The sequence below is a fragment of the Croceicoccus ponticola genome (assembly GCF_004004515.1).
In the GTDB taxonomy this organism is placed as follows: Bacteria; Pseudomonadota; Alphaproteobacteria; order Sphingomonadales; family Sphingomonadaceae; genus Croceicoccus; species Croceicoccus ponticola.
The window spans coordinates 48,598-69,822 of record NZ_RXOL01000008.1; the positions used below are offsets into that span (position 1 = coordinate 48,598).

General features: G+C 63.8%; 23 protein-coding genes and 2 tRNA genes. 21 read left to right on the forward strand and 4 right to left on the reverse strand.

Features of this window, described 5'->3' with window-relative positions:
* Positions 1-94: 94 nt before the first annotated feature.
* The 3 genes from EKN06_RS13755 (at position 95) to mltG (ending at position 2,713) form a co-directional block, all read left to right on the forward strand.
* On the forward strand, positions 95-331 hold the full coding sequence (locus EKN06_RS13755; protein ID WP_127613498.1) for an acyl carrier protein: 237 nt from the start codon (positions 95-97) through the stop codon (positions 329-331).
* Between the two features lie 140 nt (positions 332-471).
* Entirely contained in the window at positions 472-1,734 is a 1,263-nt protein-coding gene (fabF, locus tag EKN06_RS13760; RefSeq protein WP_127613499.1) for a beta-ketoacyl-ACP synthase II, read from the forward strand.
* 4 nt (positions 1,735-1,738) lie between these two features.
* Complete coding sequence (gene mltG, locus EKN06_RS13765) at positions 1,739-2,713, forward strand: endolytic transglycosylase MltG (RefSeq protein WP_127613500.1); 975 nt, start codon at positions 1,739-1,741, stop codon at positions 2,711-2,713.
* Between the two features lie 13 nt (positions 2,714-2,726).
* Here mltG and EKN06_RS13770 read toward each other — a convergent pair whose 3' ends face one another.
* Positions 2,727-4,160 (reverse strand): SLC13 family permease, encoded by a 1,434-nt coding sequence (locus tag EKN06_RS13770; RefSeq protein WP_127613501.1) that lies wholly within the window; start codon positions 4,158-4,160, stop codon positions 2,727-2,729.
* A 102-nt stretch (positions 4,161-4,262) separates the two neighbouring features.
* On the opposite strand from EKN06_RS13770, the gene EKN06_RS13775 reads away from it, so the two are divergent.
* A complete protein-coding gene (locus EKN06_RS13775; protein ID WP_127613538.1) occupies positions 4,263-4,628 on the forward strand; it encodes a VOC family protein in 366 nt (121 codons plus the stop codon).
* 16 nt (positions 4,629-4,644) lie between these two features.
* On the opposite strand, the gene infC is transcribed toward EKN06_RS13775, so the two are convergent.
* Together infC and pdeM are read right to left on the reverse strand one after the other, a co-directional pair.
* Positions 4,645-5,187 carry a translation initiation factor IF-3 gene (gene infC, locus EKN06_RS13780; protein ID WP_240654990.1) on the reverse strand — a complete coding sequence of 181 codons (543 nt, stop codon included), beginning with the start codon at positions 5,185-5,187 and terminating at the stop codon, positions 4,645-4,647.
* 159 nt (positions 5,188-5,346) lie between these two features.
* The gene (gene pdeM, locus EKN06_RS13785; RefSeq protein WP_127613503.1) at positions 5,347-6,045 is read right to left on the reverse strand and encodes a ligase-associated DNA damage response endonuclease PdeM; all 699 of its coding nucleotides are present in this window, start codon (positions 6,043-6,045) and stop codon (positions 5,347-5,349) included.
* 46 nt (positions 6,046-6,091) lie between these two features.
* Here pdeM and hemF point away from each other — a divergent pair, with 46 nt between their 5' ends.
* The 3 genes from hemF to EKN06_RS13800 all read left to right on the forward strand — a co-directional run bounded on the left by hemF (position 6,092) and on the right by EKN06_RS13800 (position 10,606).
* Positions 6,092-6,949 carry an oxygen-dependent coproporphyrinogen oxidase gene (hemF, locus tag EKN06_RS13790; RefSeq protein ID WP_127613504.1) on the forward strand — a complete coding sequence of 286 codons (858 nt, stop codon included), beginning with the start codon at positions 6,092-6,094 and terminating at the stop codon, positions 6,947-6,949.
* Positions 6,950-7,116: 167 nt separating this feature from the next.
* Entirely contained in the window at positions 7,117-8,343 is a 1,227-nt protein-coding gene (locus tag EKN06_RS13795) for an MlaA family lipoprotein (RefSeq protein ID WP_164844080.1), read from the forward strand.
* 172 nt (positions 8,344-8,515) lie between these two features.
* Positions 8,516-10,606, forward strand: a complete 2,091-nt coding sequence (locus tag EKN06_RS13800; RefSeq protein ID WP_127613506.1) for a RelA/SpoT family protein — start codon at positions 8,516-8,518, stop codon at positions 10,604-10,606.
* Positions 10,607-10,618: 12 nt separating this feature from the next.
* Here EKN06_RS13800 and EKN06_RS13805 read toward each other — a convergent pair whose 3' ends face one another.
* Positions 10,619-11,632, reverse strand: coding sequence for a peptidylprolyl isomerase (locus EKN06_RS13805; RefSeq protein ID WP_127613507.1), 1,014 nt, complete (start codon positions 11,630-11,632; stop codon positions 10,619-10,621).
* A 173-nt stretch (positions 11,633-11,805) separates the two neighbouring features.
* Between EKN06_RS13805 and EKN06_RS13810 the strand changes: the two genes are divergently transcribed.
* The 14 genes from EKN06_RS13810 (at position 11,806) to EKN06_RS13870 (ending at position 21,188) form a co-directional block, all read left to right on the forward strand.
* Positions 11,806-11,881 (forward strand) — tRNA-Val (locus tag EKN06_RS13810).
* A gap of 174 nt (positions 11,882-12,055) precedes the next feature.
* A complete protein-coding gene (locus tag EKN06_RS13815) occupies positions 12,056-12,598 on the forward strand; it encodes a GspH/FimT family pseudopilin (RefSeq protein ID WP_127613508.1) in 543 nt (180 codons plus the stop codon).
* Positions 12,599-12,623: 25 nt separating this feature from the next.
* Positions 12,624-13,034: a type II secretion system minor pseudopilin GspI gene (gspI, locus tag EKN06_RS13820; RefSeq protein WP_127613509.1), complete on the forward strand. Its 411-nt coding sequence runs from the start codon at positions 12,624-12,626 to the stop codon at positions 13,032-13,034.
* A gap of 13 nt (positions 13,035-13,047) precedes the next feature.
* Positions 13,048-13,644, forward strand: coding sequence for a type II secretion system minor pseudopilin GspJ (gene gspJ / locus EKN06_RS13825; protein WP_164844081.1), 597 nt, complete (start codon positions 13,048-13,050; stop codon positions 13,642-13,644).
* 35 nt (positions 13,645-13,679) lie between these two features.
* Positions 13,680-14,654: a type II secretion system minor pseudopilin GspK gene (gene gspK / locus EKN06_RS13830; RefSeq protein WP_164844082.1), complete on the forward strand. Its 975-nt coding sequence runs from the start codon at positions 13,680-13,682 to the stop codon at positions 14,652-14,654.
* A 170-nt stretch (positions 14,655-14,824) separates the two neighbouring features.
* A tRNA-His gene (locus EKN06_RS13835) sits at positions 14,825-14,901 on the forward strand.
* A 71-nt stretch (positions 14,902-14,972) separates the two neighbouring features.
* Positions 14,973-16,031 carry a Glu/Leu/Phe/Val family dehydrogenase gene (locus EKN06_RS13840; protein ID WP_127613512.1) on the forward strand — a complete coding sequence of 353 codons (1,059 nt, stop codon included), beginning with the start codon at positions 14,973-14,975 and terminating at the stop codon, positions 16,029-16,031.
* 123 nt (positions 16,032-16,154) lie between these two features.
* Positions 16,155-16,904, forward strand: a complete 750-nt coding sequence (gene ccmC, locus EKN06_RS13845) for a heme ABC transporter permease CcmC (RefSeq protein ID WP_127613513.1) — start codon at positions 16,155-16,157, stop codon at positions 16,902-16,904.
* Entirely contained in the window at positions 16,901-17,044 is a 144-nt protein-coding gene (locus EKN06_RS15735) for a hypothetical protein (protein ID WP_164844083.1), read from the forward strand. The genes ccmC and EKN06_RS15735 overlap by 4 nt, the downstream gene beginning before the upstream one ends.
* Positions 17,041-17,499, forward strand: a complete 459-nt coding sequence (gene ccmE, locus EKN06_RS13850) for a cytochrome c maturation protein CcmE (RefSeq protein ID WP_127613514.1) — start codon at positions 17,041-17,043, stop codon at positions 17,497-17,499. The genes EKN06_RS15735 and ccmE overlap by 4 nt, the downstream gene beginning before the upstream one ends.
* Positions 17,496-19,478, forward strand: a complete 1,983-nt coding sequence (locus EKN06_RS13855) for a heme lyase CcmF/NrfE family subunit (RefSeq protein ID WP_127613515.1) — start codon at positions 17,496-17,498, stop codon at positions 19,476-19,478. The genes ccmE and EKN06_RS13855 overlap by 4 nt, the downstream gene beginning before the upstream one ends.
* Positions 19,475-20,035, forward strand: a complete 561-nt coding sequence (locus EKN06_RS13860) for a DsbE family thiol:disulfide interchange protein (RefSeq protein ID WP_127613516.1) — start codon at positions 19,475-19,477, stop codon at positions 20,033-20,035. The genes EKN06_RS13855 and EKN06_RS13860 overlap by 4 nt, the downstream gene beginning before the upstream one ends.
* On the forward strand, positions 20,035-20,469 hold the full coding sequence (locus EKN06_RS13865; protein WP_420810798.1) for a cytochrome c-type biogenesis protein: 435 nt from the start codon (positions 20,035-20,037) through the stop codon (positions 20,467-20,469). The genes EKN06_RS13860 and EKN06_RS13865 overlap by 1 nt, the downstream gene beginning before the upstream one ends.
* Positions 20,469-21,188 (forward strand): tetratricopeptide repeat protein, encoded by a 720-nt coding sequence (locus EKN06_RS13870; RefSeq protein WP_127613517.1) that lies wholly within the window; start codon positions 20,469-20,471, stop codon positions 21,186-21,188. Before EKN06_RS13865 ends, EKN06_RS13870 begins: the two co-directional genes overlap by 1 nt.
* Positions 21,189-21,225 lie beyond the last annotated feature (37 nt).

Genomic DNA, 21,225 nt, shown 5'->3' on the forward strand with positions numbered 1-21,225 from the left:
TTGTGGGCAAGGGTTCATTCCCCTTGCAACGCAAGTTGTGCTTCATTAGGGCGACAGCCGAGTTTATTCACCGCTTTGAGCGAGAGGGTTACCCATGAGCGATACCGAGGAACGCGTTAAGAAGATCGTCGTCGAACACCTGGGCGTTGAAGCCGACAAGGTCACGATGGACGCCAGCTTCATCGACGACCTGGGCGCGGACAGCCTCGACATCGTCGAACTGGTCATGGCTTTCGAGGAAGAGTTCGGGGTCGAAATCCCTGACGACGCCGCCGAAAAGATCACGACTGTCGGCGATGCCGTAAGGTACATCGAAGAGCATAAGGGCTAATCCCCATACGCTCCGCCCGCCGCACCGCACGCGGATCGGGCCTATGTCGACAGGCTCGGCCCGCTGGGCTGGGCCTGTTGCGTTTGCGGTTCACCGTTGAGGCGGACCGTGCGGAAGATTGAAGAACGGAGAAGCGTATCATGCGCCGTGTCGTCGTAACCGGACTTGGCCTCGTCACCCCGCTGGGCAGTGACGTCGAAACCGTATGGGCCAACATCCTTGCCGGCAAGTCCGGTGCCGGGCCCATCACGCACTTCGATGCGAGCGAGTACAAGTGCCGCATCGCCTGTGAAGTGAAGCCCAAGGACCACGAATACGGCTTCGACGCCGACAAGCGCGTCGATACGAAGGTCCAGCGACAGGTCGATCCGTTCATCGTTTTCGGCATCGACGCTGCTGGCCAGGCGATCGAGGATGCGGGCCTTGCCGATATGCCGGAAGAAATGCGCCTTCGCGCCGGTTGTTCGATCGGTTCGGGCATCGGCGGGCTTCCGGGGATCGAAAAGGAATCGCTGGTGCTGGCCGAAAAGGGTCCGGGCCGGGTTTCGCCGCACTTCGTTCACGGTCGCCTGATCAACCTCATTTCGGGGCAAGTTTCGATCAAGTACGGGCTGATGGGTCCGAACCACGCGGTCGTCACCGCCTGTTCGACCGGCGCGCACTCGATCGGCGATGCGGCCCGCATGATCAAGGACAACGATGCCGACATCATGCTGGCGGGCGGCGCGGAAGCGACGATCTGCCCGATCGGCATCGCCGGCTTTGCCCAAGCGCGGGCCCTGTCGACCAAGTTCAACGACGATCCGACTAGGGCCAGCCGCCCCTATGACGTCGACCGCGACGGTTTCGTCATGGGCGAAGGCGCGGGCGTCGTCGTGCTCGAAGAATACGAGCACGCCAAGGCGCGCGGCGCGAAGATCTATGCCGAAGTCGTCGGCTATGGCCTGTCGGGCGATGCCTATCACGTGACCGCACCGCACCCCGAAGGTTCGGGCGCGTACCGTTCGATGAAAATGGCGCTCGCCAAGGCGGGCGTGGAGCCGTCCGAAATCGACTATATCAATGCGCACGGCACCTCGACCCCGCTGGGTGACGAGCTGGAGCTGGGCGCTGTCCGTCGCCTGTTCGGCGATGCGATCGCGACGGTATCGATGTCCTCGACGAAATCCGCCATCGGCCATTTGCTGGGCGGTGCCGGCGCAGTCGAATCGATCTTCTGCATCCTCGCCCTGCGCGACCAGATCGTCCCGCCGACGCTCAACCTCGACAACCCGAGCGAGAGCTGCGCCGATGTGGACCTCGTTCCTCACGTCGCGAAAAAGCGCAAGGTGAAGGCCGTACTGAACAATTCGTTCGGGTTTGGCGGGACCAATGCGAGCCTTGTGATGAAGGCGGTCGACTGACGCCATGAAACGCGGCCTGCTCGTGTTCGTCGCGGTGGCGCTGATCGCCGTCGCGGGTCTTGCAGGCTGGTTTCTGAGCGGTTGGTATGGCGGCGCGCAGGTCGAACGGGATACCGCGTTCATCGTGCCAACCGGCGCGTCGGTAACATCCGTCGCCGGCAAGCTTGAAGAAGAGGGGCTGATCGGTTCAGCTGACGCTTTCCTGCTCCGCGCAAAGATTCTGGGCAGTGGCGATCCGGTAAAGGCGGGCGAGTTCATGCTGCCCGCAGGTGCCAGCGCGGCGAAAATACTCGACACCTTGCAGCATGCGCAGGTCGTCCGCCGGATGGTCACCGTGCCTGAAGGTCTGCCCTCGATCATGGTGCACGAACGGCTGATGGCCGAGCCTTTGTTGACCGGCGACATCGCCGTTCCCGCCGATGGCTCGATCCTGCCGGACAGCTATGATTTCGAACGCGGGGAGAGCCGCGCGGCTGTGCTGGGCCGGATGCAGAAGGCGATGGACGAGTTCGTCGCCGCAGAATGGCCCAAGCGCGATGCCGGCATTCCGGTCAAGACGGTGAACGAGGCGCTGAGCCTTGCCGCCATCGTCGAGAAGGAAACCGGCGTGCCACGCGAACGCCGCATGGTCGCGGGGCTATATTCCAACCGGCTCAAGGTCGGCATGCGTTTACAGGCCGATCCGACTATCATCTATCCGATAACGCGCGGCAAACCGCTGGGTCGGCGGATCAAGCGGTCCGAGATTGACGCAGTGAACGGGTACAATACTTATTCGATGGACGGGCTTCCGGTTGGACCGATCACCAATCCGGGCCGCGAATCGCTCCTCGCCGTGCTGCACCCGGCCAAGACCGATGCGCTGTACATGGTGGCCGACGGCAGTGGCGGTCATGCTTTTGCAAGCACGCTGTCGGGCCATAACGATAATGTGAAGAAATGGCGTGCGATCCGGCGCGAGCGGGGCGAAATTCCTTAAAACCCCAAGTCGCCTAAAAAGCCAGCACGACCAGCCAGATAACCCCGGGCAACAGGATTACGCCCGCTACGTCGAGCAACAGCCCTGACCGGATCATGGCGGGCAGGGCGACATGGCCCGAAGCCCACGCAATTGCGTTCGGACCCGTACCCGCAGGCAGCATGAAACCCCACGATGCGGCGATGGCAGCCGGCATCGCCAGCAGGATGGGATCGACGCCCAGCGCAGCGATCAGCCCGGCGACGACGGGGATGACCGCGCTGCCCGTCGCGACGTTGCTGGCGAATTCGGTGATCAATATCACCAACGCGCAGATCGCCATCGCCACGAGGAACAACGGCACCGCCTCCAGCGGCAAAAGCATCTGGCCCAGCCATTCGGCAAGGCCCGATGCCGCCATGCCGCCCGCCAGCGCTAGCCCCCCACCAAACAGCAGCAGCACGTCCCACGGCGCACGGTTCGCCTCTTTCCAGTTCAGCATTGCGCGCCCCGTCCCGTCGGGCAGAACGAACAGAATGAGCGCGGCAATGACCGCTACGGTTCCGTCGGTCAGCGAGTCTTCGGGCAGGGCATCGCCGACGAACGGTGCGGCGAGCCATCCGATAAAGGTCAGGACGATGACGACGCTCAAGCGCTTTTGCGGCGAAGACCACGCGGGTTCGCAGACGAGCGCCGCGCGGGCTGCATCGACGTCGAAGCGATCGGTCGACAGTCTCTGCACTCGCGCAATCAGCAGCGCCGCGATGGGAAGGGCGATCGCGACGAGCGGCAGGCCAAATGCCATCCACCGCGCGAAGCTGATCTTCACGCCCAGCATTTCGTCCAGCAAGGCGACGGCTATGGCATTGGTCGGCGTGCCGACGATAGTGCCGAAACCCCCGATCGTCGCGGCAAAGGCGATGCCGATGGGCAGTGCGCCAGCAATGCCGTGCTGCACCGGTTCGTCCGGCATTCCGCCATCGCCAAGGCGCGCAGAGCCGCTGCCGGCGGCGATGACGGCGATCGCCATCGGGATCATGATGAGTGCGGCACTGGTATTGCTGATCAACATCGACAGCACTGCCGTGGCCACCATGAAAGCCAGAAGCATGGAAAACGAGCTGTGCCCGCCCAACCGCACCAATGCGCGCGCCAGCCGGCGGTGCAGGCCCGTGCGCTCGATCGCCAGCGCCAGCATCGCGCCGCCCAGGATCAGGAAGATGATCGGCGAGTAATAGGAGGACGCGACATCCTTTGCGGTCGCCACGCTCGCCAAGGGCAGAACCACGAACGGCAGCATCGCGGTCGCCGACAGGGGGATCGCGTGGGACATCCACCAAGATGCCATCCACATCACGAGCCCGGCCGTATGCCACGCCATGGCCGTCATTCCGGCAGGGGGCGGCGCAATTATCGTCGCCGCCATCAGGGCGAGGCCCAACCAGAAACCGATCCGTGCGCCCGACATCCGCTACCCCTTTTGTCTGCCCCGGATCGGTTCTAGCCGTGGTTGCGACAAGGGCAAGGCGAAGGAGCGCGCACAGTGACGGGAGATGGCAGGGTGCTGGGCATGGGCGGGTTGTTTTTCCGGGCGCGCGCCCCCGATGCCCTGGCGGCATGGTACCGGGAGCATCTTGACGTCGGGGCTGGCTGCGGCGCTCAGGACGACGAGGGCAACGGCTGGTCCTGGCACACCGGCGCCGGCCCGATGATCTTCGCGCCGTTTGCCGCCGACAGCGACTATTTCGCGGCGGACAAGGGGTTCATGCTCAATTTCAGGGCCAGTGGGCTGGACGCGCTTGTCGCGCGGCTGGCCGCCAGCGGGATCGACGCGGAACGCCGGGACGAGTGGGATTCGCCCGAAACGGGGCGTTTCGCCCGGATCCATGATCCGGACGAAAACACGATTGAATTGTGGGAGCCGCCCGCCGGTTGAGCAGGCGAAAGGCGCCTTACTTGGGCGCCAGCACCATAACCATCTGCCGCCCTTCGAGGCGCGGGAACGCTTCGACTTTGGCGATCACTTCGACATCGGCGCGAACGCGGTTCAGCAGTTCGAGGCCAAGTTCCTGGTGCGCCATTTCACGACCGCGAAAGCGCAGAGTGCACTTCACCTTGTCGCCGTTTTCGAGGAACTTCACGATATTCCGCATCTTCACGTCATAATCGTGGTCGTCGATGTTCGGACGCATCTTGATCTCTTTGAGTTCCTGCGTCTTCTGGGTCTTGCGGGCCAGGTTGGCCTTTTTCTGTGCCTCGTACCGGAACTTGCCGACGTCGAGGAACTTGCAGACCGGCGGGTCTGCGTTGGGCGAAACCTCCACGAGGTCCAGGCCCGATTCCGCCGCGCGCTCGATTGCCTCGCGCGTGTACATCACCCCAAGGTTTTCGCCCTCGCCATCGATGACGCGAACCTTGTCCGACTGAATAAGAGTATTAAAGCGCGGTCCGCTCTTGACCGGCGGTTGAAGTGAGCGGCGGGGGGGACGTGATATGGGGCCTTCTCCTTGTGGCGGCGATATTCGAATATGGTGAGGGGGCCGCATAACGGCAAGTCGCGCAAAGCTCCCCCATCGCGCGCGTCCTTATCGTCAAACGCGCCGCGATTAAAGGGTGTACGCGCCAATGATGCGCCGGTTCCGGTGCGTTTGTGGCTAGGCTGCCGCACTCCACAGGGGAAAACGCAGCAATCGGCCCGCTGCCGGGACGATCGCGTCGGCAGATCGGGCAGGGCGAAGCGCGGCGCGAATCGCCGGATCGGCGGCATCCATGCCCGCGGTAAGCGCCCCGAACGCGGGAAGAATCAGCTTGTTCACGCTTGCCACCGCACATGGCCGCACGATCCGGCGACCGCGCAGCCGCACTTGCAGACGAGGATGAAAATGTCCCGACATCTCGGGTCGCGTCTCTCCTGGCAGTGTCTGATGCCGCAGCAGCAGCCCGCTCGTTGCCAGTTCGGCCACCTGCGTTCCGCCGGGCGCGCGGCGAAGCCCGTGTTTTTCGTCATGATTGCCGGTGATCCACACCCAGTCGACCGCGCGGGTCAGCGCATCGAGCATGCCGCTCGCGTGCGGCTCCAGCCTGTCCGGCCCTTCGCCATCGTGGAAATTGTCGCCCAGCGTGAACACCCGGCGCGCGTCGGTCGCCTTGATCGCGTCGGCGATGCGTTGCAGCGTTTCCCGGCTGTCATAAGGGGGCAAGGGCTGCCCGCATTTGGCATACCAGCTCGCCTTTTCAAGATGCAGGTCGGCGACCAGCAGCGCCCGTTCGCGCGGCCAGAATAGCGCCCGGCCATCAACCAGGTGCCATTCTTCCCCGGCAAAGGAAAAAGGTGCGAACGAAACGGGAACCATGCACCAGCTATTGCCGCAGCGCGCTCGCTTTGGCAAGCGGATAGCCATGGACCAATGGACAGAACAGACCGCCGCCGCAAAGACGTGGTTCGAAGCACTGCGCGACCGCATCTGCGCAGCCTTCGAGGAAATCGAGCGTGAGGCTGGCAGCGACGCGGCCTTCGAATTCACGACGTGGCAGCGAGAGGAAGAGGGCAACGAAAACCCCGGCGGAGGCACGCGCGGGCTGATGAAGGGCAAGGTCTTCGAAAAGGTCGGCGTCAATGTCTCGACCGTTCACGGCACCTTCGCACCGCAATTCGCCGAATCGATCAACGGCGCGAGCATCGAAAGCCCGGACTTTACCGCCACGGGCATCAGCCTTGTCGCCCACATGGCCAATCCGCATGTCCCTGCGGTGCATATGAATACTCGGTTCCTGACGACGCAGACGGCATGGTTCGGCGGTGGGGCCGATCTCAATCCGCCGATTCCCTACGAAGAAGACACGGCCGAATTCCACGCGGCGTTTCGGGCGGCATGCGCGAGGCACAATCCCACCTATTACGATCGCTTTTCGAAGTGGGCTGAGGAATATTTCTTCATCCCCCATCGCAACGTTTCGCGCGGGGTGGGCGGCATCTTCTACGACCATCTCGAGTGCACCGACGGTTTGGCGTTCGAACGGAATTTCGCCTTTACCCGCGATGTCGGCGAGGCGTTTCTGGACGTGTTTCCGAAGCTCGTCCGGCGGCGCATGGGGATGGCATGGGATGCAGCAGACAAGCAGCAACAGCTTGAATGGAGGGGGCGTTACGCCGAATTCAACCTCGTTTACGACCGGGGCACGCTGTTCGGGTTGAAGACGGGCGGAAACGTCGATGCGATCCTGATGAGCCTGCCGCCAGAAGCGAGCTGGACCTGACGGGGGCGCCGACCGTGCACACCGCTCGTTCATGCAACATTCGATAATGGCTTGCAAAATAGGGGCTTGGTGCCTCTGGCGGGATGGCGGGCAATGCAATAAGAGCCTTCTCTTTCGGGATCTCCTGCGCGGTCCTTGCCTGTGCGCCGGCGAATGATGAGGGTTTGATGGTTGTTTCCGTTCTTGCGCTGACAGTTGCTCTGGCCAATCCCGCCGGGGCCAATCCCGCTGGGGCCGATCCCGTCGGAGCATGTGCGCAGGATATTGCCTGCATTGCAGAACCCGCCCGGCCGTTTGCCCCCGTTTCGGTGCGCCTGAACGAAGGTGCGATCTCGAACCTGGGTCTGGAGTACCTGACCGCATTTCAGGAAGAACCGACGCCCGGGCCCGCCAGCGGCGCAACTGCCCCTGAAACTGTCGCCACGGTCGAAGACGAACCCCAGTCCGATGGGTCAGACACAGGCAACGTCATTGTCGTCGAAGGTGCTATCGGCACGCCAGTAGGCGACCCCGCAGAAAAGCTGAATGCCGCCAGTTACAAGGCTGTGCAGGCGGTGGATCAGGCCCTCGTCGAGCCGATCGCCAAGATTTACGACGAAGCGCTCCCGTCACCGATCCGCAAGGGGTTGGGCAATTTCCTGCGCAACCTGGGTGAGCCAGTGTCTTTTCTGAACTTCATGCTTCAGATGAAGCCGGGCAAGGCGATCAAGACGCTTGGCCGTTTTGCCATCAACACGACCATTGGCGTGGCCGGCGTATTTGATGTGGCGAAGAAAAAGCCGTTCAACATGCCTTACGAATTCAATGGGCTGGCCAATACGCTGGGCTACTATGGCGTCGGGCCGGGGCCCTATCTCTATCTTCCCTTCATCGGATCGACCACGGTGCGCGATCTTTTCGGGCGGATCGTCGACCTGTCGATCATTCCGGCGGTCGCGGGCAAGCCTTTCAACAAGCCCTATTACGCGCTCCCGGTCGGCGCGCTGACCTCGCTTGAAGCGAGGATCGAGACCGATGCACAGATTGACGCGATCCGGCAGAAATGCGGCGATCCCTATGCCGCCAATCGCGATCTCTACCTGATCGAGCGCAAGGTCGCGATCGACCGTCTGCGCGGCCGTGTCACCGCCAACCTTGGCGAGATGCAGGAACGGTTGGAGTTCAACTGCGACATCGAGATCGAAACCGGCGTGACGCCGAAAAAGGGCGAGGGCTTCGTCAAGGGTGCGACAACGCTGCTGGACGAGGAAGATCCGGCGACGATGATGGACGATGCGAACGTGGAAATGCCCGTGACCGCCAATCCGGTCGTCGAACCCGAAGCTGACTTGCAGGCAGAGCCTGTGCCGGAAATCGTGACCGAAGAAACGGATACGCTCGAACCGGCCAACTGACTGCGGTGGAACTCAGGCATCGGACCGGATAATTCCTGTGTCGTTGCCTTTGGGAATGTCGGACCCAAAGCGGCTATTTTGGCCCGAAGTCCACAAGTCTGCCGTGCCGTGCACAACTCTCGTATTTTAGCCATTGCATCGCAGCATCCAATGCGCACATCGTAGCGTCAGAATGCTGCGCCAATACGAACTTGTCGAACGTGTAAAAGCCTACGATCCCGATGCGGACGAGGCATTGCTCAACCGCGCCTATGTCTACACGGTGCAAAAACACGGTAGCCAGAAGCGCGCATCGGGCGATCCCTATTTCAGCCACCCGATCGAAGTGGCCGGACTGATGACCGACCTGAAGCTCGATCAGGAAACCATCATCACCGCGTTGCTCCACGATACGGTGGAAGATACGCTCGCCACGATCGAGGATGTCGAGAAGAACTTCGGTCCCGAAGTCGCGAGGTTGGTCGACGGCGTTACCAAGCTGTCCAAGATCGAACAGATGCCGGAGAACGAGCGGGCGGCGGAAAACCTGCGAAAGCTGTTCCTTGCGATGAGCGAGGATTTGCGCGTCCTGTTGGTCAAGTTGGCAGACCGGCTCCACAACATGCGCACGCTCCACTTCATCAAGAACGAAGACAAGCGTCGCCGCATCGCTCGCGAGACGATGGATATCTATGCCCCGCTGGCAGAGCGCGTGGGCATGTACGAATACATGCGCGAAATGCAGCTGTTGGCGTTCGAACAGCTGGAGCCGGCGGCATATGCCACGATCACCGGACGGTTGGCGCAGATCCGCAGCCAGGAAGGCGGGCAGGTCGACGAAATCGCGCTGCGCATCAAGCAGGCACTGGCCGAAGGCGGCGTGAAGGTCGAGGTTTCGGGACGCGAAAAACACCCGTTCTCGATCTGGAAGAAGATGGCCGAGCGCCACGTCAGCTTCGAACAGATCACCGATATCATGGCATTCCGCGTGGTGACCAACACGCCAGAGGACTGCTATCGCGCGCTGGGCGTACTGCATCGCACGTGGTCGATGATACCGGGCAAGTTCAAGGATTATATCTCGACGCCGAAATCGAACGGCTATCGCAGTCTTCACACCTCGTTGGTCTACGAAAATTCGATGCGCGTCGAAGTCCAGATCCGTAATAGCGAAATGCATCGCACCAACGAATTCGGTCTTGCTGCGCATTGGGCCTACAAGCAGGGCGGATCGACCCCCGACGGTCAGGTGGGCTGGCTGCGCGACTTGCTCGAAATTCTCGACACTGCCGCCGACGCCGAAGAACTGCTCGAACAGACGAAGCTCGCGATTTATCAGGACCGGATTTTCGCGTTCACGCCCAAAGGCGCGCTATATCAGCTTCCGAGGGGGGCGACGCCGGTCGATTTCGCGTTTTCGGTCCACACCGACCTTGGCGCCAGCGCGGTCGGCTGCAAGATCAACGGTCGCCACATGCCGCTGCGCACGCCGCTGGCCAATGGCGACATCGTGGAAATCATCAAGGGGCCCGACAGCGAACCGCAACTGGGCTGGCTGTCGTTCGTCGTCACCGCCAAGGCGCGTGCCGCTATCCGCCGATCCGTCCGGCAAAAGGAGCGCGAGGAGACGGCGCGTATCGGGCAGGAACTGTTCGATTCCATTGTCGAGCGGATGAACGTCAAGATCGGCAAAAAGGCCATCAATGGCGCGCTAAAGCGGCTGGATATGGAAGACGAAACCTCGCTGATGCTGGCAATCGGTACTGCCAAACTAACCGAGAAGGACGTGATGGAAGCGCTCGTCCCCGGTAGTGGGTCGGAACTGCCCGACGACAGTTTCTGGCAGACCCCGGCGCGTTCCGTGCGTCTGCGCGGATTGCCCAAGGGCGCGGAATTCAAGCTGTCACCCTGTTGTCATCCGGTACCGGGCGATCGCATCGTCGGCATTCGCGAAGGGCGCAAGGTCGAGGTCCACTCGATCCATTGCATGATGCTGGCCGAGCAGGACGACAAGCGCTGGATCGACCTGTCATGGGATCAACGCAGCGACGGGGCGACCGGCAACCTGCGGGTCATGTTGTACAACCGGTTGGGCACGCTGTCGGAAATGACAGGCGTATTCGCCGCGAACCACGCGAACATCACGCATCTGGCCCTGCAAACGCGCGACGATCTGTTCGGAACGTACGAAGTCGGCATCGAAGTGCGCGATCTGGCCCACCTGACACGGATCATCAGCGCCCTGCGCGCCAGCGATGCGGTGGCCCAAGCGGATCGGATCTAGGCCTGAGCGTCCTTAACCGCTGGCGTCATCGGCGAAGCGCTTGACCGGCGCAGCCACGTTGCAGACATCGGCCCCGCCTGCCGGCACGGTATAGAACGCATCATCACGATTGGCCTTAACCTCGGCATAGCGCGCAAAACTATCGCCATCGGTGTCGAGCACGCGATAGCGCGGGCGCGCCGCCACCGGCATTTCGCTCAACAGCCGAACCGAAACGATGGGCGTGCGTTCACCCTCCGTCTCGTAAACGCCCGCAGGCCCCGTTCCGCGCGGCAGGATAGAAAGATGCTCGATCCCGTCGATTACCTTGCCGACCACGGCGATATTACGATCGAGCTGGCGTGGTGCGTGGCCAATCACGGCGTAAAGTTCCGTTCCCGAACCCGCATCGGGCGACAGCGCCCGGGCCACGCCGACAGAAGCATAGCAATGCACCGGCCAAATCCGCGTCGGACGGCTGATCTTCGCCCCATCGGGACCGATCCGCGTTTCCAGATCGCTCGCCACCGGCATCCCATTCACGTATCCGACCGCTGCGGCGTAAGGATCGCCGAATTTCGAGCCATCCCTCTCTTTATCCGCCGCTTCTGCCGCGCGCCTGCCGTGTGCATCCCACAGCGTTGCAACAAGTCCGCTGCGCCAATCGAGCGAATAGCCGTCGGCCGAAGTCTCCCCCATCGCGGCAGGCACCGTCTTTCCTTCTTCCACCGGCCCTTCGCCCCATTGCACCACCCAGTTGTCGACGGAGCGATAGATCGATGTTCCGTTCCACCAGTTCGCCTTGGCCAATGCGCGGACGTTACGGGTCCACGCCGCCGAAAACGGTTCGGGCAAAAGCTGCACGACAACCTCGCGCGGCTTGCCCGCAGCGTCGGGGGCGAGCGTCATGACCAAAAGGTCCGCTGGCGCAATCTCGCGCCATTCGCTGTCGGGCGCGGCATCGACGATTTCGTCCGGGGTGGTCGCCGATGCAGGTGCCGCGATCATGGCGAATAAAGGGGCGAGAACAAGGACCAAGTGCTTCATGTAAAATGGTTTCGCGCACAAGGCGTCATGTTGCAAGCCATGCGCGATCGCCGCGATGCCATATCCGCAAAAAACGTGCACCCGAAGCGCGCGCTGGCGAAAACGGCGCTTTCCCCCGACCGAACTTTGCGCTAAGCGCGCCCCGCGCATGCGGCATGTTTCATGTCCCAAGCGGGCGGTTAGCTCAGTTGGTAGAGCATCTCGTTTACACCGAGAGGGTCAGCGGTTCGAGCCCGTTACCGCCCACCATTTCTCAGGTCTGGCCCTTGTCCGCTGCCTTCCGAAACCCGGACGAGATCAGCCCGAGGTTCTTGCATCAGGCAACCCCGCGCTATTCGCGGCAGAATGGCGTAGCCTGATGGCTGAGCAGCAGCTTCCCGAGCTTGCGGCAAAGTTTTTGCTGGCGCATAGCTGCGCGCCGCCATGACCTGCCCTATCCACCGCACTCGCAAAGCGAACGGCCCCGCCCACAACGGGTTCAGCCTGGTCGAATTGATGGTCGTGCTGTTCGTCATCGCGCTGATGGCAGGCGCCGCGGTCCTGTCGATGCCCGACGGTAGCGGCGATTTGCGGCGAGAGGCGGAGCGATTCGCCGCTCGCACCATGGCCGCCCGCGACGAAGCGATCGCCACCTCAGCCCCGGTGTCCGCCGTGGTCGGCCCGGCGGGATATTATTTCGAACGCCGCACCGACGGGCGCTGGATGCCGCTGGACGGAACGCTGGCCGCGACCGATTGGGGTGACGGGACGGTGGCCGCCGTCGACGGACAGGGGCAGAGCAAAGGCAAAGGCAAAGGCCAAGGCCAAGGCCAAGGCCAAGATCGGGGCGCACCGGCGAATCGCCGCGTGATCTTCGACCCGCTGGGTTTGGCGAGCGAAGATTTGCGGCTGCGGCTGTCACACGACAGCAATGCAACGGTCGTAACCGTGGGCCGCAACGGCGAGGTTGCCGTTTCATCGCAATGATCGGCCCGGATACCCAAGGCGCGCCATGAACCGTCACGCCCCGACCCTTCCGGCCGCAAACCGACCTGTCCGAAACGGGTTCACTCTGATCGAACTGCTCGTCGCGCTGGCGATATTCGCGCTGGCGGGGCTGACCCTGATGCGGATGGAGGGGCAGTCGATCGCCCGCACCGCCGATCTCGATCAGCGTCTGATGCGCGAAGTGACCGCCCAGAACCTTGCCGCTGAATGGCTGACCGACCCGATGCCGCCATCGCTGGGCGATGACGCAGGTGAAGTCGAAAACGCCGGGCGGCAGTTCAGGTGGGACCGCGTGGTCGAAGCGCCGGCCGAATATCCCGGCACGATCCGCATCGTACTGTCGGTCAAGGAGGTAACGCCAGGGCGCGAGACGAATGCCGTCACGTACGAATTTCTGCGGGTCGCACCGTCATGACTCGGGTTTCGGCATGACACGGGTTCCGGTCCGCAACGGCTTTACGCTCGTCGAAATGATGGTCGCCCTTGTCCTCTTTGCGGTCATCGCGGGCGGGGCGATCGGGCTGTTGCGCTTTTCCGTGGATGCGGAAATCAGCGGGCGGCAAGTTACCGAACGGCTCGCCGATCAGCGGCGCTTCATCGCGGTGTGGACCGCCGATCTGGCACAGGCGGCCGCGCGGCCCGTGCGCGACGAACGCGGCGAAGCACACCCGGCGATGGAACAAGGCGCAGGGGGCGCGCTGATCGACCTGACCCGAAGCGGCTGGGACAACCCGATGGGTGAGGCGCGCCCGTCGCTGCAACGCGTAAGCTGGCGCGTCGACGGCAACCGGCTGGTCCGCGTCGGCTTGCCGTTCCCCGATGGCGCCACCCCGCCCGAACCGTCCGCGATGTTGCGGATTTCGGGTGCCCCGGTGCTGCGGTTTCGCGGGGCGGAGGGCAACTGGCTCGACCGTTGGCAGGGCGAGAACGCGACCGACCTGCCGACCGCGGTCGAGCTGTTGGTGCCGCAGACCGACGGCACGACCCTGCGCATTGTCGCGCTGGTCGGGGCGAACTACCAGTGATGCGGGCCCGGACAATCCGGACCCGTTCGCGCTGGATGGCGAAACGCGAACGCGGCGCGGCGCTGCTGTCCGTGCTGCTGCTGGTCGCGGTGATGGCGGTGATTGCCGCCGTCATGCTCGAACGGCTGAACCTTGCCACGCGTCTCGCGGCCAATTCGCAGGCGATGGCGCAGGCGCGGCTCTATGCGCTCAGCGCCGAAAACATCGTTGCCGCACGGCTCGGCGCGCTGGTCGCGGTGGATCGCAGCCGTACCGTCGATCCCGGCGGGCTTCTGGGGAGCGAAACGCCGCTGCCGCTTTCGCGCGGGATCGTCACCGTCACCATCACCGATCGCGGCAACTGTTTCGATGTGAACTCGCTGGTGGTGGGCGAAGGGGAACGTACGCGCCTCAACCTCGCTGCGCTGGACCAGATGCGCCGGTTGATGGACGCGTTGCAGGTGCCGATGGATCGCGCCGTCATTATCAGCGATTCCATCGCGGACTGGGTCGATGCCGATCAGGATCCGCAGGTGAACGGGGCGGAGGACAATTACTATGCGTCGCTCCCCATTCCCTATCGCACGGCGGGGCGGCGCATCGTCGACCTGTCCGAACTGCGCGCGGTGCGCGGCATGGACGAACCGATCTATCGCCGGCTCAGCCCGTGGCTTTGCGCCGTGCCCGGTGGTGAACGGACCGTCATCAATCTGAACACTCTGCGCTCCGATCAGGCTCCGCTCGTCGCCGCGCTGATGCCGGGGACGCTGAGCGTCCAGCAGGTCGCAAGCCTGATCGAATCGCGCCCGGCAAACGGCTGGAGCACGTTGAATCAAGCGATTGCGCCGCTGGCCGCGATGGGCGCGCCGATCGGGCCTGCGCAGTTGCGGCAGCTTGGTGTTTCCAGCCGGTGGTTCGAGGCGCGCATCGTCGTCCGGGTCGATTCGGTGGTGCTCGAAGAGCGCGCGCTGATCGACGCACAGCTCGAACCGGCGCGGATCGTTGCGCGAAGTTGGGGCGAGGCAAATTAGGTCACGCAACAAAATTACGTTTGCGCAAGGAATGTTCGTTTTTTGCTTCCCTTCAATGCCTGCTTGTGCAACAGGCGCGTCCCGCCGTTGATAGCGCTTGACGTTGGTTCGCGGCAGTGAAAACAGGCCCTTCCTTCCCGGCTAAAACGGGGGAGGTTCAGGGCTTTGTGGCGACCGTAGCTCAGTTGGTTAGAGCGCCGGTTTGTGGTACCGGAGGTCGGGGGTTCGAGACCCCTCGGTCGCCCCAGTCTTCACTGCCGGATCGGGGGTAAAATCCACGTCAACGATCCGTATTCGGAGAGGCGGTTCAACTCCCGCATGTGGAATAACCCTGCGTTCGACGATCACGAAAAGATCACGCTCGTCCATGATCGCAAGAGCGGCCTTCGGGCCATCATCGCGATCCATTCCACCCATCTGGGCCCGTCCGCCGGCGGCACCCGTTTCTGGCATTATGCCGACAGCACTGCCGCGCTGACCGATGCGCTGCGCCTGTCGCAGGGCATGAGCTACAAGAACGCGCTGGCCGGGCTTCCCATGGGTGGCGGCAAGGCGGTGATCCTGGCCGATGAAAACCGCACCAAGACTGAAGAGATGATGCTTGCGTTCGGCGATGCCATCGAAAAGCTGGGCGGCGATTACGTCACGGCAGAAGATGTCGGCATCACCGAAGCGGACATGGACATCGTCCACCGCCGCACCCGGCACGTCACCGGCCTTTCGGCCAAGGTCGGCGAGCCGACGGTAGGTTCCGATCCGGGTCCGTTCACATCGCACGGCATTTATCTGGGCGTAAAGCAGGCGGTACAGCACAAGCTGGGCAGGGACAGCGTGTCGGGCGTGCACATCGCGATACAGGGCACCGGCAGCGTCGGCTCCGGCCTTGCGCGCCATCTGGCCAAGGATGGCGCGGTGCTCACGCTGGCAGACGTCGATCAGGCGCGCGCGGCGAAACTGGCCGACGAACTGGGCGCGAATGTCGTGGCGGCGGACGCCATCATGACGACGGCGTGCGACGTGTTCAGCCCCAATGCGCTGGGCGCGATCCTGAATGCCGAATCCATCGCGGCGCTGGACTGCGCGGTCGTCGCGGGCGGTGCGAACAATCAGTTGGCCACGGCGGCCGACGGCGATCACCTGAACCACCGCGGCATCCTGTGGGCGCCCGATTACGTGATCAACGCCGGCGGCATCATTTCGGTCGCGGTGGAATACCTGTCTCGCGACGAATCGGTGCCCGTCACGTTCGAGGAAGTCGACCGCCGCATCGCGCAGATCCCCGGCCGGCTTGAACAGATCTGGCTGGAGAGCGAGGCCAGCGGCACCGCGGCGAACCGCGTCGCCGATGCGATGGCGCGCGCCGCAATCGGTCGCTGACGGTGGATCGGGCGAAACCCTTGGGTCTTTAGGTCGATTCCTGTCCTTTTGGCGGGGCGAGGCGAGTCTTTGACTTGAAGCCGCTCGCCGCCCCTGCCAAAGCGGTCGGCGAAAGCCTTATCGATGCACGGTTTCGCCAATCCCGCCCGGTTCCTGCGCCTCGCACGCTGGTTGACCCCGATCCTTCTGGTTTCGGGTCTTCTGCTTGCGGGCGGCGCGCTGGCCTATGGCCTGCTGTTCGCCCCGGCGGACCGGCTGATGGGCGATACGGTCCGCATCCTCTACATCCATGTGCCCAGCGCATGGCTCGGCATGGGCGGATGGACGACCATCGCCATCGCCAGCTTTGTCGAACTGGTCTGGCGGCACCCGCTGGCGACGATCGCCGCGCGTGCAGCGGCCGTGCCGGGCGCGGTATTCACCGCGATCTGCCTTGCCACCGGGTCCATCTGGGGCCGCCCGACATGGGGCACGTGGTGGGTGTGGGACGGGCGGCTGACGTCAATGCTGGTGCTGCTGTTCCTTTATTTCGGATATCTCGCGCTCGCCAATGCGGCGCAAAAGGACGGGGTGGGCGGCGGCAGCCGCGTTACTGCGATCTTCGGGCTGGTCGGCGCGATCAACGTGCCGGTGATCAATCGGTCGGTGGTGTGGTGGAATTCACTGCACCAGCCCGCCAGCATCACGATGGGCAAATCCGCCATCGATCCCGCATTCCTGTGGCCGTTGCTGATCGCGATGCTGGGCTTTTCGCTGCTGTTCGGCGGCGTGGTGCTGGCCCGGATGCGCGCCATTCTCGCAAATTTCCAAGCCGAGTCGCGCCTTCGCCGCCGCGCCATGGCGTCAGATGCGATGGCAGGGGTGGCCCTTTGAACGAGGGGCTGTCACACTGGCCGTTCGTGATCGCGGCCTATGTCATCGGCATCGGCGGCACGCTGGTGATGGTAGCGTGGAGCTGGTTCGCGATGCGCCGGGCCGAAGCACGCCGCGACGCCGCAAAAGGACGTAAATGACCACTGCCCTCAAACCTAAACACCAGCGGTTGGTGCTGGTCGTGCTCGCGCTTGTCGTGCTGATCGGCGCGGCGCTGCTGGCGATCTGGGGTCTGCGCGGACAGGCCAGCTATTTCTATGTGCCCAGCGATCTTGTCGCCAGCCCGCCCGAAACCGGGAAGGCCGTGAGATTGGGCGGAATGGTTCAGGAAGGTTCGATCAAGACCTTGCCCGATGGCGTCACGGTGACGTTCGATGTCGGCGACGGCAAGGTGACGGTGCCGGTGCGCTATACCGGGATCACGCCCGACCTTTTCGTCGAAGGATCGGGCGTCGTCGCCGACGGCAGGCTGGCGGCGGACGGGGTTTTCGTGGCCGACACCTTGCTGGCCAAACATGACGAGAACTACATGCCGCGCGAATTGCAGGACATGACCGACGCGCAGGCGAAGGCCGTGGTGGCCGAAACCGAATGATCGCCGAAGCGGGCCTCGCCCTTCTCTGGTTCGCGGCCGCGCTGGCGGTCTTGCAGCTGTTCACCAGCCTGATGACGCTGCGCGGCGGCGACGGCAGTGGCGAAATGGGTGGCATCGTGCGCCCCGCCGCGATCATGCAGGGGCCGCTCGTCGCGCTGTCGTTCGCGATGCTGATGTGGCTGTTTATCCGCACCGACCTTTCGGTGCTGTTGGTGGCGGCCAATTCGCACAGCGCCAAACCGTTCATCTTCAAGGTGGCGGGCACGTGGGGTAACCACGAAGGCTCGATGCTGCTGTGGGTCACGGTGATGGCGTTGTCGGGATCGTTCCTCGCGCTGGTCGAACGGCGGTTGCCCGAACGCACGATGATCGCGACGCTGGCGGCGCAGGCGTTCGTCAGCCTGGGTTTCTATGCCTTTTTGCTGTTTTCGTCGAACCCGTTCGAACGGTTGCTGACGCCTGTGGCAGAGGGCAACGGGCTGAACCCGCTGTTGCAGGACATCGGCCTCGCGTTCCATCCGCCCACGCTTTATGTCGGGTACGTCGGGCTTTCGGTCGCGTTCTCGTTCGCGGTCGGCGCGCTGATCACGCGAGAGGTCGGCCCCGCCTTTGCCCGAGCCATGCGCCCTTGGGTGCTGGGAAGCTGGATCTTCCTGACCATCGGGATCACCGCGGGGTCGTACTGGGCCTATTACGAACTCGGCTGGGGCGGCTGGTGGTTCTGGGATCCGGTCGAAAACGCCTCGCTCATGCCGTGGCTGGCCGCGACTGCGCTGCTGCATTCGGCCAGCGTGCTGGCATCGCGCGATGCGCTGCGGACATGGACGATCATGCTGGGCGTCGTCGCCTTTTCGATGAGCATGGTGGGGACATTCCTCGTGCGGTCGGGCATCCTGACCAGCGTTCATGCCTTTGCGGTGGACCCCGAACGCGGGACGTTCATTCTGGCTTTGCTCACCATCTATATCGGCGGCGCTCTAGCCCTGTTTGGCGCTCGCGCCAGCACGGTGAGCGAGGGCAAGCGGTTCAGCATCGTCAGCCGCGAGGCGGGGCTGGTCGTTAACAACGTTGCGCTGACCGCAATTCTTGGCATCGTGTTGCTCGGCACGCTCTATCCCTTGCTAACCGAGGCGTTCGACACGAAGGTTTCGGTCGGCCCGCCCTATTTCAATCCGGTCGGCGCGATCTTCGCCTTTCCGATGTTCGTGGCCCTGGCCATCGGCCCGCTGCTACGCTGGCGTAGCGACCGATTCGGTCGCATCGGGAAAAGGCTGATCCTGCCCGCCGTCGTCACGGTGATCGTGCTGGGGGGTGCGTTGATGTTCGCGCCGGACATCCACATCCTGCCGCTGCTCGGCCTTGGCATGGCCATCGGGCTTGGCATTGCCAGCCTCGTGCCGCTTTTCGGTCGCAACCTCCTGCGTACCCCGCTGCCGACTTATGGCATGGTGCTGGGTCACTTCGGGCTTGCCGTCGCGCTGTTCGGCATGGCGAGCGAGAGTGCGTTTTCGACCGAAAAACTGGTCGCGGCCAATGTCGGCGACCGGGTCGATGTCGGGCCATGGTCGATCGAGCTGACGTCGATGGAGCCGGTGGCGGGCCCGAACTGGACCGCGTTGGAAGCGACGATGACCGCTCGGTACGAAGACGGTTCGCCGGTCATGCTCCACCCACAGTCTCGCACGTTCACCCAGCCGCAGCAGACGACGAGCGAATCCGCTCTCTCCACCCGTTGGAACGGTCAGCTTTATGCCGTCGTCGGTGAAGAGGGCGCGGATGGGCGCTGGCAATTGCGACTGTGGTGGAAACCGTTCGTGCCGCTGGTGTGGCTGGGCGGATTGCTGATCGCGCTGGGCGGGGTGCTGGCGCTGATCGGGCGGGTCGCGGGCGATGTGCGCCGCGGCCTCCAACGCCGCCGCATCGCCATGCGCCGCGAAAGCAAGCCGCTGGCAGCGGCGACGACAGGGCCGGCGGAATGACCGCACCCGATGCTCCAAAAGGCAAGCGCTGGGCCATCTGGCTGCCGCTGGTCCTGTTCGGCGCGTTCTTCGCGCTGGTCATGAACGGACTGATCCGGCCGGCCGATCGCGAGATTGAAAGCGCGATGGTCGGCAAGCCGCTGCCCGTGTTCGACCTTGCCCCCGGATCGCCCGACAGGCCCGGCCTTGCGACCGATGCCTTTCGTCAGGGGCGTCCGCGCCTGCTCAACATCTTTGCCAGCTGGTGCGTGCCCTGCGCCGCCGAAGCGCCGCAGCTTGATGCCATCGCGAAATCGGGCGTGCCCATCGACGGCGTCGCCATCCGCGATCGGGAGGAGGATCTTGCCCGATTCCTGGCCCGCCACGGCAATCCGTTCGCCAGCATCGGCAAGGACGACATAAGCGAAGTGCAGCTTGGCCTCGGTTCGTCGGGCGTGCCCGAAACGTTCGTGATCGATGGCAGCGGCACGATACGCTATCAGCATATCGGCCCGATCATGGACCGCGACGTGGCCAAAATCCTCGCCGAAGTCGAACGGGCGGAGAAGCCGCTGTGATGCACATGCTCGCCCGTCTCGCGCTGTTCGCCACGCTGATCGTCAGCGCGCTGGCCGGTCCGCTTGCCGCGCAGGACCAACTGCCGCCCGCGCCCTATGCCTACCGCCAGCTGGAAGATCCTGCGCAAGAGGCCAAGGCGCAGGAGCTGATGGAAACGCTCCGCTGCCTCAAATGCCAGAGCCAGTCGATCGCCGATTCGGATGCTTCGATGGCGGGCGACATGCGCAATCAGGTGCGACTGAAGATCAAGGCTGGGGAAGATCCCGAAGCGATTCGCGGCTGGCTGATCGAACGTTACGGCGATTACGTAAGCTACAAGCCGGAACTGACGGCGCTGACGTGGCCGCTGTTCGCTGCGCCGCTGGTTCTGCTGCTGCTGGCGATCATGCTGCTTCGCCGCCGGTTCACGCGTGGCGTAGGGGATAACGACTGATGGGCTGGATCATCGTTCTGGCGCTGGCGGCAATTACCTTCGCGGGCATGGCCTTTGTGCTGAAACTGCCGCGTGGCGGGCGTGAATTCGCGGGCGCGGCGCTGATGCTGGGGCTGGCGGGATATGCGCTGCAGGGGCATCCGCAGATGCGCGGATCGCCGACCGTGCCGCGCGAAAACGCCGAATCGGGACAGGCCGCTCTGATCGAGGCGCGCAAGGCGATGGGCGATCAGTACGGTCGGGGCCAAAGCTATCTCATCACCGCCGATGCCTTCGTGCGCGCCGGACAGTTCGGCGCGGCGGCGGGCATGTTGCGCGGGGCGATCCACGAAAATCCCGACGATCCCGATGTGTGGGTCGCGTTGGGCAATGCGCTCGTCGGCCATGCCAATGGTATCATCACGCCGGCCGCGCTCTATGCCTTCGACAATGCGGCGGCGATTGCGCCTGAACATCTCGGCCCGCCGTTCTTCAAGGGGCTCGCCCTTGCGCAATCGGGACAGTTCGAGGAAGCGCGCGCGATGTGGCAGGGGCTGCTCGACCGGCCCGGAGACACCAATGCGCCATGGCGCGCGGACCTGACCGAACGGCTGGCGCGACTCGATGCGATCATCGCCATGACAAACGGCGCAAGTCCGGCGGGTCCGATGCCTTCGGGGCCAGTGCCGGTGGAGCAGGAAAGCCCGGATGCCGCGGCGTCGGGCAGTCCCGCACCGTGACACCCGCGCGGCTTTTCTTGCAGGTGCGAACAACCGC

Excerpts from the sequence above, each read along its gene's own strand:
- EKN06_RS13755 (WP_127613498.1), top strand. The coding sequence starts at position 95 with ATGAGCGATACCGAGGAACGCGTTAAGAAGATCGTCGTCGAACACCTG.
- fabF (WP_127613499.1), top strand. The coding sequence starts at position 472 with ATGCGCCGTGTCGTCGTAACCGGACTTGGCCTCGTCACCCCGCTGGGC.
- mltG (WP_127613500.1), top strand. The coding sequence starts at position 1,739 with ATGAAACGCGGCCTGCTCGTGTTCGTCGCGGTGGCGCTGATCGCCGTC.
- EKN06_RS13770 (WP_127613501.1), bottom strand. The coding sequence starts at position 4,160 with ATGTCGGGCGCACGGATCGGTTTCTGGTTGGGCCTCGCCCTGATGGCG.
- EKN06_RS13775 (WP_127613538.1), top strand. The coding sequence starts at position 4,263 with ATGGGCGGGTTGTTTTTCCGGGCGCGCGCCCCCGATGCCCTGGCGGCA.
- pdeM (WP_127613503.1), bottom strand. The coding sequence starts at position 6,045 with ATGGTTCCCGTTTCGTTCGCACCTTTTTCCTTTGCCGGGGAAGAATGG.
- hemF (WP_127613504.1), top strand. The coding sequence starts at position 6,092 with ATGGACCAATGGACAGAACAGACCGCCGCCGCAAAGACGTGGTTCGAA.
- EKN06_RS13795 (WP_164844080.1), top strand. The coding sequence starts at position 7,117 with ATGGTTGTTTCCGTTCTTGCGCTGACAGTTGCTCTGGCCAATCCCGCC.
- EKN06_RS13800 (WP_127613506.1), top strand. The coding sequence starts at position 8,516 with ATGCTGCGCCAATACGAACTTGTCGAACGTGTAAAAGCCTACGATCCC.
- EKN06_RS13805 (WP_127613507.1), bottom strand. The coding sequence starts at position 11,632 with ATGAAGCACTTGGTCCTTGTTCTCGCCCCTTTATTCGCCATGATCGCG.
- EKN06_RS13815 (WP_127613508.1), top strand. The coding sequence starts at position 12,056 with ATGACCTGCCCTATCCACCGCACTCGCAAAGCGAACGGCCCCGCCCAC.
- gspI (WP_127613509.1), top strand. The coding sequence starts at position 12,624 with ATGAACCGTCACGCCCCGACCCTTCCGGCCGCAAACCGACCTGTCCGA.
- gspJ (WP_164844081.1), top strand. The coding sequence starts at position 13,048 with ATGACACGGGTTCCGGTCCGCAACGGCTTTACGCTCGTCGAAATGATG.
- gspK (WP_164844082.1), top strand. The coding sequence starts at position 13,680 with ATGGCGAAACGCGAACGCGGCGCGGCGCTGCTGTCCGTGCTGCTGCTG.
- EKN06_RS13840 (WP_127613512.1), top strand. The coding sequence starts at position 14,973 with ATGTGGAATAACCCTGCGTTCGACGATCACGAAAAGATCACGCTCGTC.
- ccmC (WP_127613513.1), top strand. The coding sequence starts at position 16,155 with ATGCACGGTTTCGCCAATCCCGCCCGGTTCCTGCGCCTCGCACGCTGG.
- ccmE (WP_127613514.1), top strand. The coding sequence starts at position 17,041 with ATGACCACTGCCCTCAAACCTAAACACCAGCGGTTGGTGCTGGTCGTG.
- EKN06_RS13855 (WP_127613515.1), top strand. The coding sequence starts at position 17,496 with ATGATCGCCGAAGCGGGCCTCGCCCTTCTCTGGTTCGCGGCCGCGCTG.
- EKN06_RS13860 (WP_127613516.1), top strand. The coding sequence starts at position 19,475 with ATGACCGCACCCGATGCTCCAAAAGGCAAGCGCTGGGCCATCTGGCTG.
- EKN06_RS13865 (WP_420810798.1), top strand. The coding sequence starts at position 20,035 with ATGCACATGCTCGCCCGTCTCGCGCTGTTCGCCACGCTGATCGTCAGC.
- EKN06_RS13870 (WP_127613517.1), top strand. The coding sequence starts at position 20,469 with ATGGGCTGGATCATCGTTCTGGCGCTGGCGGCAATTACCTTCGCGGGC.